The organism is Clostridia bacterium (assembly GCA_034926675.1).
In the GTDB taxonomy this organism is placed as follows: domain Bacteria; phylum Bacillota; class DTU025; order DTU025; family DTU025; genus JAYFQW01.
Window position 1 is genome coordinate 17,731 of record JAYFQW010000090.1, and the last position, 11,804, is coordinate 29,534.

The following is an 11,804-nucleotide window of genomic DNA, read 5'->3' on the forward strand; positions in this document are numbered from 1 at the left end:
ATTACCTCTCTGCGTTGTGGCAAAGGGGCGCGAAACCGCTTGATATAAGGGCTTTTGCAGGATCGAGCACCCCCGCGAGAGCCTTTTTGTCTGTCTAAAGCCCATTGTCGGCGGGACTTTCCGCCTTGCTATCGCTGTAGTTATCATCGGAAATGCACACCCCCTTGCAGGCTTCCGAGGCAAACTTATAAGGTATAGGCAAACTTATAAGGTCTTCGCTTTTACGTCAACGTGCCGTTCTTAATGTGGTAAGCAATACCGCGATCTTTGCAGAACTGAACTACTATTTCGGCTTGCTCATTGTAGAAAGCTCGGTGTTTTGTGAATGCAGAAATTTCCTTGCTGTAATTTGTTCTCCCGAATATAATCCGATTCGTAAACGAAACGGCGTTCAGAACCGCCATCAGGTCTTGCTGTATGAGGTTAGGAGTAGGGTACGGCTCAATGCTCACCCACGTTTTACAGCCACGGTCGCTAAGGACTTTCAGGGCGCCGATTCTTTCTGCATATGACGCCGCACCAGGCTCAATACGCCTGCGGAAATCTTCATCAAGCGAAATAAGGGTAATGCCATATTCATTTTTGTCAGACTGCTCCGCTAACTCGATAGGCAGTAGACCTTTTGTGAGAACGGTACAGCGAATACCCGCCGCATTCAATTTCTTGATCGCTGCCATGCTCATCGCTCCGACCTCGTCATATCCATACATAAAAGGGTCGGTAGTGAAGCACAGTTGGACGGATTCGATCTTCGTTTTCAACTTCGGGATTTCACGTTCGAGGATTTCAAGGGTGTTGCTGACAAGTTTAGGCTTGCACCATTCCTCATACGTTGCTGCTTTTCCGAATCTCTTAGCCATCAGAAAAGCATAACAAGGGTATAAACATCCGTGGGAACACCCTGACACGTGGTTCATAGTGTAATCCCCATATTCCACGCCTGTTTTGTAGAGCATAGTCTTCCGCGTTATGGTGTCCATAATCGTTGACTCCTTTTCCGCAGTAAGAGGGTATTTCCCTTGCCCTCCTGCCAAAATTTAGTTGGCTTGCCGTTATCGGTAACCGCAGGCGTCCGCTGAACATCTATGTATCCGATTTTTTCAAGCGACTTTAGGACAGAGCCATTCCGACCGCTGCTCAAGCGAGATAAGTCGCAAAGGACTCCGTACTCGTTGTAAAAGTCCGCTAAGAACTTGTTCAGCCGAGTAAAACCTGTAGTGTTTTCGAGAAGGGCCTTGACTCTATCCATAAGCATATCATCGCTGACCATCACGTTTTCTGCTGTTTGAGGTATAAGGCTGAGCTGCCCGTCGCTCTGAATCTCAATAACCAGCCGGTCAGTACGCTTGGCAATATTGTCCGCCATCAGGGTGCAGCCATCAGGGTGATTCGTCGCGTGAACCATCCGATACTTCGGGTGCTGGCCGGGTTTCAAGCTGATCGGCATATCCAAAACATATGTATAGTTCCGCCGCAGACGCTCCTTGTATCGTAGCGAGAATTCCTTTTCGGCAGCATAACAGTCTATTTTCCCCGTGCTGTAAGCATCAACAATTGCCTGCCAATAGTCGCCGCCCGCGATGTCATTCAGTTCCTGAAACGAATCAAGCACGGAACTGTCATATTCCTCAAGATCACTGAATATCTCGTCTTCCCGCTCACGGAACACAACCTTCTTGACCCTGCAAGCCTCGCGAATGAAGCCGAAAGAGTTTAGGTTTATCAGCAACTCAGCAGTGCTGAATGCTACCGCCAATGAATCCAACAGCGTGGCATTAAGAACCTTTACGCCGTAAGGATCGACGTAGAGGAACACATTAAGTGATCGGTTTGAGGACATCGCCTTTTGAAGCAGGGGTTTTATGTTGTCCTCAAACTTGCCGCCAATAACCTCACATCGGCTTCGGTGCTGGCTTGGGATGTTTCCTTCGAGGTCTTGGTAATGGTTGAGCTCTATAAACTTCATATCAACAGCCGGTATCCGACCACGGCAAACCGCGAGGCTGCTGTCCAGACTCTGGAGAGCCGTGAGCGGAGAGCCGGGCTTGCCGTCGTCGAACATACCTTTACCCGCGAAGCAGTCCACATAAAGAACGGGATTGCCTATAGACAGAATCTTATTGAAATACGGAACCAGGTAGCAACCGAAAAGCTCATCCTTGACTTCTGACCAAATCTTCTTTTTCTCGAAGAAGCGACTATTGTCTTTGGGCATGCACATTTCCTCCGTAGTGCGTTTACACGGCTATGTCATTGCTCGTCAAGTAAGATTTCAAGCGGCGAGCGTGTGTCAATGAGGTATCGGAAGCTGGAATTCGCTTGAATGCTTCTATCGGCGACAATCGCATATTCCCATGGTTTACCGCCGTTGTTGGCGTTCCATTCGCTGACCGTGCGGCAATATTCAGATCCAGCGCGTCCTTTTTCCTGGACTTCGGGCGTAGCGATCTCATTGAACGCCTTAACCTCGCACATATAAATACGTTCGGCGGTCTCCACGATGAAGTCCGGCTCATAGTTCTGGCGTTGCTTTCCCCAGTAGATATTGAACTGCCTGGGTGCCGGGCGCAGCCATTTCAGTACGTCGCCATCCTGTTCCAACACGCGAGCAAATTCAAGTTCGGGCAGGCTGTCAAACTTGTAGAGGGTATGACAAGCCTTGGTGAAGCCTTTGAACACCTTTTGCCGAACCTCGCCCGCACGAACGGTGACGGTATAGGCGTAGATGTCGTCGGCTTTGATCTTGCTGCCAAAGCTCCCTTCAATACGAGAGAAAGGCCGTATTTCTGTCGCTGAGTACGCCACATCGCTCTCGTGGAAATGCTCATTCATTTGGGCGTAAATGAAATCGGCAATCGTTCGCGCCTGCTGCCGCATCACTTTTTCGGTGTCTTCGGCATTCAAGTACGATAAAAAGTGCTTTTTAGCCTGAGCGATAAGAGAGAAGATCAGCTTGCCACATTTGGTATAGTCGATATTGTCCTTGACGATGATATACTTCGCCACTTCATTCTCAGGGCTATCGGCGGGCTTCCTGAGTAACTCGATGTCATCGCCCTCAAACTCAATCAGCCTCCCGCCTTCGGAGAGTTCCCGCCCGATAATGGTATCGTCGGCCGGGCGCAGATTCATATTGCGGGTATTGAGGTCGAAGTCGTCAAAGCGGTACACGGAAACGCTCTGCGGGTTGATGACCAGTTCGGGAATCGGAATGATCGTCCCTGTCAGAGCCTCCACACAATATTCAATCGCGCTTTCGGCCGCTTTGCGGATTTCCTCTTTGTTTATCTCTACTTCGGGGAAGTGGGTCTGCACCTCCCGGACAATCTGCTTGGTGATGATTTCTCTTGTCTGCGTGTCGGTTCGCACATCCGTGAAAGAGGAAACCCTGCGGGACATATCCACGACGTATAGAGCCGCCTTTTCCGCAACAAACGAAGCCACGCCGGTTCGAGTCTCTTCAGGCAGATCGTTGCTGAATATGCTGGAAATCTCGTGGGTGAAGCTCTCAGACGACACCTGCACCTCGTAAGTCGGCTTAATCTCCACGGGCTCCGTTTCCGCACTACCCACATCGGGAATAAGGGACGGGTCGATGTAGTAGATCTTCCGCACGAGGGAGTTCGGGTCGTTTGCAAGGTCTACGATAGCTTTAAACTTATCGTGGCTAACGATGGAAAGGTGGTCAACCTCATCCACACCAGTGCGCTCGCCGTAGGGCAAGCGGAGACCTCTCCCGATGGTCTGCTCCGTGAGCGTTTCTGACGCGGATGCGCGGAGCGGCACAATGGTATAGAGGTTCTTGACATCCCATCCTTCTTTCAGCTTGTCAACGTGGATCACGATTTCGATCCTATTATCCGGGCTTTCAAGGCTAAGAAGGAGTTCGGTGTTTTCGTCACTTTCCACCTTGCCTTGCTTTGAGTTGATTTCCAGAACCTTATCTGCGTAGTAGCCGTCATAAAACTCGGCTGAGGTCAAAAGATCGCGTATCTGCTTCGAATGTGCGATGTCCTTAGCCACGACCAGCACAAACGGTTTCACAAAAGGCTTGCCGTAGTTGCGGGCGTATACATCCAGTTTGGCCTTGGTGTCGATGTGCAGTTTGATGCCGTCTATCAACTTCTCTCGGTCAAGCTGGTCGTCGGTATATTGGCTCGAGTCAAAGTCGCGCCGCGTCCATACGACGGGTTCTTTGACGTACATCTTATCTTTAAGAGCATGGGCAAGGGAATACTCATAGACCACATTTTTAAAGTCCACCTTGCCCCTACCGGTCTGTATCTGCGGCGTCGCCGTGAACTCGACGCCTATCATTGGGTTGAGGTCATTGATAACCCCGAAGCCCTGCTCGGCATGATAGTGGTGACTCTCATCCATCATTACGCACAGGTCAGGCAAGGAACGCAGGAAATTGAAATATGATTGCCCCAAAACCTCATGCAAGCGCATAACCCGTGCCATTTCTGCTTCTACGCCTCGCCCGTGGGTAAGCTTGGCGATGTTGAATATATGGATGTTGATATTTGAGATTTCAGATGATGTCATTCGAAGCTGCGAGGGGTTGAAACTATTAAAGTTGTCACCGTCGATTAAATACGGCTGCGCAACAAAATCATACAGCCCCGAAAAGACATACTTCTCAGGGTATTGCTGGCTAAAATCTCTCTTAAGTTTTTCATAAATCGTTCGGTTCGGCGCAACGACAAAAAAGTTGTTCACCTTTTTTACACGATGAAGGTATGCCATAATCGCTGCCATCAGACGGGTTTTACCCACGCCTGTGGCAAGAGCAAAGCAGATAGATGGGAACTCCCGCTCGAAGCTGGTCACGGTGAGGAACTTCTCGCGGACGCAGTCAAGCTGCGCCGCCAACGCTATGGGGTGCTGCCTATCGATCTCAGTTATCTGCTCCGGTGAGTATACGCGTTCTTCTTCCTTCTGCGGGTTGCGCTCCGCCTGCGCCACCCAGGGTACTTTTTCCCATTTTAACAGGTCAAGGATTTCCGCGAATACGCTGAGGGCTTCCTGTTGCGGTTTGCGCAGTGACATGCTTACGTTAAGGTCTTTTATCAGATCAAGTTTACGTTCACTCGGCATCTTCAAAGTCCTCCTCCGTCTCCTCAAAGTCGGGCAGTTCCACAACGTTCAGGTTATAATTCTCCGCGCCATACTCGCATTTGGATAGCACCGACTGCGGAATTTTACGGAGTTTGATGTTCGGAAAATTGTTCTTGATCCCGACTTGGAACGCCGAAGCGCAGATGACCAGCGATTGCATATCGGAGAAGTGCTTCGCAATTTCTCCGAGCAGCGGTGCGGTGATGTACTGCGTGGTCACGAAGATGAATCCGCCTACGTTGTTCACGCCGTGGATATACGGGTTACCCTCACGGGGCGCAAATCGATAGCCGCACAGCTTAGCAACAGCGGCGGCGAGCATCGTCGCGTCGTACTGGTCGGAGATAATCTCAAAACCGTTCTCGTCCTTTATAATCAGCGTCGGCGCAAGTTCATAGAACTTGAACCCACCACCGCCTTGCCAGCCAATCGTAGGAGATATGCCCGTCTGGTCTCCATCAACAACAGATTTCAAACGCGGAAGGCAATGGGTGTAACAGTGGTCACCCAGCTCAACCCCAATATATTGCCTTCCGAGTTTGTGGGCAGTAGCTGCTGTTGTTCCACTTCCGAGGAAGGAATCAAGGACGATGTCGCCGGAGTCGCTTGCCATCTCGATTATGCGTTGAATAAGTGCTTCCGGTTTCTTGCCTCCGGTAAAGACGACACCGCCCTCTTTGTTGACATTGTTCCAGTTGAAACCTTCCCAATAAGTCCCCAGCTTTTCCTTCTTTATGATACGACCGTCCGTCGCCTTTTCAGCTGTATCCTTTAACCAAATAACACGCCTGATTGTGGGGCTGATGTAGTGGTGGTATACCCGCTTGCCTTTATCTCTGCCAGTTTTGGGAATGTAAGAGGCAATCAAAGCCTCATCATCGGCCAGTTGCTTGAACTCGTCGATAATACGAGTCCTGATGCTTGTCTGTGCGTTGGTGTCTGAGAAAATTTGGTCGAAGTATGTAGCGTAGGCTTCTTGCTCAGACATTCCGTCGCGAACTAAACGGTTTGTCGTGGTTCGTTTTACACCTTTGAATTTTTGCACCAATATCTCGTCTCCACTGCCGTCCAAGACAATGCGCTCATCAACTTGCTCCCCAACATCCAGCAGAATGCTTGTATATTTCCAACTCTTGCCTTGGCTTTGCATATCCTCTATGAGTTCAAAAAGATCTTCTTCGCTATAGACATTTTGAAACGGATGGAACAGATCATAGCTTTTTGCATAAATGAGGATAAACTCGACGTTTTTCTTCAGCCTTTTATCCTCGCCGCCACCACTTGCACCGGCCGTATTTTTAGTTTTCAAGGCAACAAGATTTATGAAATTACTTCTACCGAAAATCTCATCCATCATCACCTTGCAATAGTTCATCTCCTCATCGTTAAGCTGAACGAAAATAACTCCGTCATCAGCAAGGAGTTGCCGTAACAAAGCCAAACGACTATACATCAGCTTTAGCCAGATTGAGTGTTCAAGATTATCGTCGTACTCGGCGAATGCCTCACCAGTGTTATAAGGAGGATCGATATATATACATTTTACCCGTCCGGAGAACTCCTGCTCCAGGGCTTTCAGCGCAAGGAGATTATCCCCATGGATGAGCATATTGGTGGCGTTGGGATCGCCATAATCATGGCTCGCGTCGTGTAGCAGAATGCGCGGTTCCACGGCGGGCTCCTGTCCCTTGCCAATCCAAGTTAACTCAAGTTTTTGCATCGTGTGTTTCCTCCCTATGCTATCTCGAACGAGAATGTCATTATGCTTTCGAGCGTTGCCTTGCCGTTTAACTGGCGTATGGCTTCGGCTTGCAGGTCAGCGGCGCTCTTCTTTATTTCGTCTTTGCTTTTCAACATTTGCCGCTGTTTCTGCACAATAACCTCGTTCAGTTTATTTATCTCTTCCTGCAAGTCAACAATCTGCTGGAACGTGAGCGAACCGACGTTAGCGGTCATCTGACCTTGTTTCAGCTTGATTTGGCTCCGCAGGTCATTTATCTCACGGCTGAGAGCATCCTCGCAGTCATTACGCCAAGCCTCCAGCTCACCCAACCGCAGAACCAGGCTTTCTTTATTGGCTTCGTCAATCTCGGCGCACTTACGAGCTTGCAGTATCGCTTTGCGCTCATCGAGACGGTCATCAGGCGCAGCAGCTGTGCCAATAACCTCTGCGGGTATTTCCATCATCTGCCCAAATAAGTCGTCGTCAATTTCCACGCCGCTGTCTGTGACCACGCTGATAAGGAGGTGCTCTTCCTTTTCGTTTTCCTTACCGTAATTATAGGTCAGCTTGTCTACCGATACGGCACCGGTAAGCCCGGCGTTGCCATTCCTAAAGAATCCTCTCTGTTCCGCCAATGGCAGGGTGGAATGATTGAAGCGTATCCGTACTGTCGGTGTGGCAAGGGCAGCAGCTGCATCACGCAATTCTGTGTATATCGGTGATTCCGATTCAAGGAACACGCCTGCGTCGCCTGCCTTGGCGTTCTCCCAGGACGGTATGTAGCGCTTGCCCTGATAGTCGAAAGTCCAATCCCTGTCATTGACCCGTGTCGCGCCATGGGCGGCAAAGAGGTCATACTTCCAGCGGTCAAACTGGGCAAGGCTGGCGCGGGTTCTGGTTTCGCAGTCTCGCAGTTTGGCAGTAACGTCTTCGTCAAAGAACTCCATAACCTGCTGAATGGTCTGAGCTCTCTGCTCTTCGATGATATCGGCGTACTGCTGTTGCAAAGCATCAAACGCCCTGTTTATCGTTTCCTCTCCACGGCAATTCTGCACAATGTCGTAAACGGCTCGCTCAAAGTCAATGCCGCGCTCCAACGCACCCAACACCTCATCGGATGATCCGAACACGCCTTCAAACAGCCTGAACTTGCTTTCAAGCAGTTCATATACACGCCTGTCGGCGGCATTGTTCTGGTTCACAAAGTTGACCACAACCACATCATATCTCTGCCCGTACCGATGGCATCGACCGATGCGCTGCTCCACGCGCTGGGGATTCCACGGCAGGTCGTAGTTTACGACCATATTACAGAACTGCAGGTTGATACCTTCGGCAGCGGCTTCCGTCCCGATAAGGATGGTAGCACGGTCGCGGAACTCCTCCACGATGGCCGCTTTCATGTTGGCGGCTTTGGACGGGGTTATCAATCCATCATCCTTATGACGCTCTTTCCATTCAGCATATATGCGCTTGGATATTTCATCGTTATTGGAGCCATTTAAAAGAACGACTTGCCCCTCGTACCCACCCTCATTCAATAGCCCAAGCACATATTGCTGGGTACGGGTACTTTCGGTGAAGATGACGGCTTTGCGGGCGCCCTTCTTGCCATCTACCTGCATAACGCTTTCCTCGGCAAGCGTAAAGCCAGCTTGAAGTGCAGTCAGGAGATCGTCGCCTTTGGCATCATGGCTGATGCTGTCCGCAAGAGCTTTAATGCTCCGCAGCAGTTCCTGTTCCCTTATGATTTCCTGCCTGTCACGCTGTCTGCCCGCATTAAAGGCTTCGTCGTCAGTCTCATCCTCGTCATTGTACTCTTCGCTGTATTCGCCATAGGCTTCAAAGTCTTCGGAGAGATCGGCTTCCAAATTATCGTCGTAGCCTTCCCGTAACGCTTCCAGCTTGTTAATCAGCGATTGCAGGGTCTTGGAAATCGCTGCCGATGACGAGGCGAGAAGTTTACGGATAACCATTGTGACAAGCTGGCGCCCGTTATCCGGCAAAGCGCGAATATGATCACGTTGCAAGTATTCCGACATGCGGTCGTAGAGTTGCTGCTCTGTGTCTCCCGGCGTATAGGGGCGGGTAATAACCTGTCTGCGGGTGAACTTGATGTAGCCTGTTTCGGACACGTCTCGGCGCAGAGTGCGAACGCAAAAGTTCCGAAGCCGTAAGCGAAGGTCAGGTATCGGCGTTGCCGCAAACACAGCGGCATCTCCGAAAATATGCTCGTCGATGATAGTGGCCAAGCCGTACATCTCTTTGAGGTTGTTTTGGAGCGGTGTAGCCGTCAGCAGCAGCTTCTTTCTGCCACCCAAAGCCTGCTTGATGCTCCTGGCGCGGGCGTTGCCAGTCTTCTTATATATGTTGCGAAGCCGGTGTGCTTCGTCGATGATTACCAAATCCCAAAGGATGCTTGATATGCAGTCCCTGCTTGCGGCGGCAAACTCATAGGAGCAAATCGCCACTTTCTTATCGTGGGTGGCTTGTAGGAAAGGGTTTGCCGGAGGTGGTGCGCCTCTGCGACGTTTCGGGCGTTCAATGATGACGCAGGGGATGCTGAACTTCTCCTCCAGTTCCGTCTTCCACTGGATACGGAGGGACGCGGGCAGGATCAGCAGGATTCGCTGTTTGCGTTCAGCCCAAAACTGTGCAAGGACGAGACCCGCCTCTATCGTCTTGCCAAGCCCGACCTCGTCGGCGAGCAATGCGCCGTTGGAGATAGGCGAGCGCAAAGCGAAAAGAGCCGCCTCTACTTGGTGTGGGTTCAGGTCTACCCTAACGCCTGACATAGATGAGGCGAGGGCTTCTATTTCACGCGCGGGGCGCGATAGTGTTAGTTGTTCGGCGAAGTACCGTTTTTGGTGCGGTGTGTAATTAGTCACCCTGTTTTCCTCCATACGATTTACATATTTGCTCACATCATGGACGCATCTCCATTATGTCGGAGATGTCGCAGTCAAGCGCCTTGCATATCCGTTGCAATATTTCAGTGTTCACGTTCTCGTCCTTTCCGAGCTTCGTGATTGATGAGGCGCTTATACCTGCCATCTGACGCAGGTCTTTCTTTTTCAAATCCCTGTCGATCAGGAGTTTCCACAGTTTCTTATAGCTGATAGCCATTCAATCACTCCTTTCGCCGCACTATGTGTTAATTATAGTGTATATGTGCTTTGATTGCAATAGCAAGAACGGAGATTGCAAGATTTATGCTTCGATTTCGTAACGCAATCCTGCCCCGGCACTGGCACACGGGTTTATGTATATAACCTATTGACAAGCAGGATCGCAGCGGATATAATGCAAATAAGCTATTCAGCGAAGTAGCTGATTGACGATTAGAAAGGAGCACGATTATGGCTGGTGAATTCGGTCAATACATTGACCAGAAACGCCGCGGCAGAGGAGCAGGCGGCACGGATATCATGTTGAAGGACATCGCCTATGCAATGGGTGTCACCGCTACGTACCTCTCGGATATCATTAAAGGAAGGCGCAACCCGCCTGAAATGAAACTCCTCGAAAAGATAGCGGAAGTCTTACACTTAGATGAAACGGAACGCACGGAACTGCTGGACTATGCAGGACGCGAGCGGGCAGAAGCCGCACCTGATCTCCCCGAATACATTATGGATGCCAATCTTCCGCATGTCCGCATCGCCCTGCGCCGCGCTAACAGCAAAAACCTCGGAGATGACTTTTGGAAGAAGGTTGTGGAAGACATGGATGATAAGGAGTAAGCCTGCCTATGAACGATATCACCAATGACCTTGTACCGCACTATTCAAAGGCCGACTTTGACGACGTGGCTACGGAATTCCTCGCTATATTTTACCCAAAGGCCCTGGAGAGCCCCATGCCAGTGCCTATCCGTGATATCGTTACGAAAAAGATGGGGCTCCGCATCCGGGAGTGGCACCTGACCGAGGACTTAAGCGTCTACGGTCAAATGTGTTTCACGAGCGGCATGGTAGAAATTTATCTCCCTGAAACCGAGGAGTATAAGGAAGTCAAGGTACGCTGGGGAACGATGATAATCGACCCCGATACGCTTAATCAGCGTAATATTGGCTGCCAACGCAATACCTTCGCTCACGAGGGATTTCATTGGTGGAAACACCGCTACTACCACATCCTGCAATCCGTGCTCGACAAGCGCGCATCCAGGGTCTATAAATGCCCCACCGCAAAGCTCGACGAATCCAAGCAAGGTGAATGGACGGACGAGATGTGGATGGAATGGCAGGCCGTGAACGTTGCCCCGCGCATCCTTATGCCGGTGCAGACCTTCGGCACGATGGTGGAGCGATTTGAAGCGGAAAGCAGAAATGAGCCGAGTGTGGTACGGCGGTACATCCCTGCACGCAGATGGATCATCGAGAAGCTGGCGGAATTCTATGTGGTATCTAAAGAATCTGCAGGCATAAGGCTCGACGAACTGGGGCTGCTCATCTCCTGAAGGTGGGCACCTCGTTCACGGGTTTTGCTCGACATGACCGAATTTTTTTACCGTATGACTTCGCTAAATAGCTAAGTAGCGTTATTGTTTGTTAAGTGGAGGAGCTATTACGATGGAAAAGAAAAAAATGAAATGCCCCAACTGCAGCCGCCGCGCATTTGACATATCCCGCCTACCCAAAGAAGAAGTCGAGGTCACGCTAAAATGCCCGCAGTGTGGGAAAGTTCGGTTAATGTCTTGGGTAGTGGTGTAAATTCGGCGGAAGGATCCTAGGTTATCGACGGGACAGCCGCCATGTGGTTCTCTTCGGGTGTAATGCAAATACAGTCCGAGGGGGTAACCACAATGGCAGCTGCCAAGAGAAATGTATCACTGCTGGACATTCTCCGCCAGATGGGAATGGACGAGGACGCGGATTTCCTGAGGGACGGCGCGCAGCTCCTGACTCAAAGGCTCATTGAGCTTGAAGCTGCAGAGGGGATTGGAGCAGGGAGATAC

General features: G+C 50.6%; 8 protein-coding genes. 2 read left to right on the forward strand and 6 right to left on the reverse strand.

The annotated features are described in order from the left end of the window. Window positions 1-221 precede the first annotated feature (221 nt). Genes VB144_15630 through VB144_15655 form a run of 6 tightly spaced genes read right to left on the reverse strand, consistent with a single transcriptional unit; the run spans window position 222 to window position 9,970 of the window. Entirely contained in the window at window positions 222-980 is a 759-nt protein-coding gene (locus tag VB144_15630; protein ID MEA4885057.1) for a radical SAM protein, read from the reverse strand. Further along, window positions 968-2,215, reverse strand: a complete 1,248-nt coding sequence (gene tcmP, locus VB144_15635; GenBank protein ID MEA4885058.1) for a three-Cys-motif partner protein TcmP — start codon at window positions 2,213-2,215, stop codon at window positions 968-970. The genes VB144_15630 and tcmP overlap by 13 nt, the downstream gene beginning before the upstream one ends. A 35-nt stretch (window positions 2,216-2,250) precedes the next feature. Continuing rightward, window positions 2,251-5,100 carry a DEAD/DEAH box helicase family protein gene (locus tag VB144_15640; GenBank protein ID MEA4885059.1) on the reverse strand — a complete coding sequence of 950 codons (2,850 nt, stop codon included), beginning with the start codon at window positions 5,098-5,100 and terminating at the stop codon, window positions 2,251-2,253. Then, window positions 5,090-6,841: a site-specific DNA-methyltransferase gene (locus VB144_15645; GenBank protein MEA4885060.1), complete on the reverse strand. Its 1,752-nt coding sequence runs from the start codon at window positions 6,839-6,841 to the stop codon at window positions 5,090-5,092. Before VB144_15645 ends, VB144_15640 begins: the two co-directional genes overlap by 11 nt. Before the next feature lie 14 nt (window positions 6,842-6,855). Then, window positions 6,856-9,732, reverse strand: a complete 2,877-nt coding sequence (locus tag VB144_15650; GenBank protein MEA4885061.1) for an SNF2-related protein — start codon at window positions 9,730-9,732, stop codon at window positions 6,856-6,858. Between the two features lie 37 nt (window positions 9,733-9,769). Next, window positions 9,770-9,970, reverse strand: a complete 201-nt coding sequence (locus tag VB144_15655; protein MEA4885062.1) for a helix-turn-helix transcriptional regulator — start codon at window positions 9,968-9,970, stop codon at window positions 9,770-9,772. Window positions 9,971-10,203: 233 nt separating this feature from the next. On the opposite strand from VB144_15655, the gene VB144_15660 reads away from it, so the two are divergent. Together VB144_15660 and VB144_15665 are read left to right on the forward strand one after the other, a co-directional pair. Beyond that, a complete protein-coding gene (locus VB144_15660) occupies window positions 10,204-10,587 on the forward strand; it encodes a helix-turn-helix transcriptional regulator (protein MEA4885063.1) in 384 nt (127 codons plus the stop codon). A gap of 8 nt (window positions 10,588-10,595) precedes the next feature. After that, complete coding sequence (locus tag VB144_15665) at window positions 10,596-11,306, forward strand: hypothetical protein (protein ID MEA4885064.1); 711 nt, start codon at window positions 10,596-10,598, stop codon at window positions 11,304-11,306. The last annotated feature ends 498 nt before the right edge of the window (window positions 11,307-11,804 follow it).

Excerpts from the sequence above, each read along its gene's own strand:
- VB144_15660 (MEA4885063.1), top strand. The coding sequence starts at position 10,204 with ATGGCTGGTGAATTCGGTCAATACATTGACCAGAAACGCCGCGGCAGA.
- VB144_15645 (MEA4885060.1), bottom strand. The coding sequence starts at position 6,841 with ATGCAAAAACTTGAGTTAACTTGGATTGGCAAGGGACAGGAGCCCGCC.
- VB144_15655 (MEA4885062.1), bottom strand. The coding sequence starts at position 9,970 with ATGGCTATCAGCTATAAGAAACTGTGGAAACTCCTGATCGACAGGGAT.
- VB144_15630 (MEA4885057.1), bottom strand. The coding sequence starts at position 980 with ATGGACACCATAACGCGGAAGACTATGCTCTACAAAACAGGCGTGGAA.
- tcmP (MEA4885058.1), bottom strand. The coding sequence starts at position 2,215 with ATGCCCAAAGACAATAGTCGCTTCTTCGAGAAAAAGAAGATTTGGTCA.
- VB144_15640 (MEA4885059.1), bottom strand. The coding sequence starts at position 5,100 with ATGCCGAGTGAACGTAAACTTGATCTGATAAAAGACCTTAACGTAAGC.
- VB144_15665 (MEA4885064.1), top strand. The coding sequence starts at position 10,596 with ATGAACGATATCACCAATGACCTTGTACCGCACTATTCAAAGGCCGAC.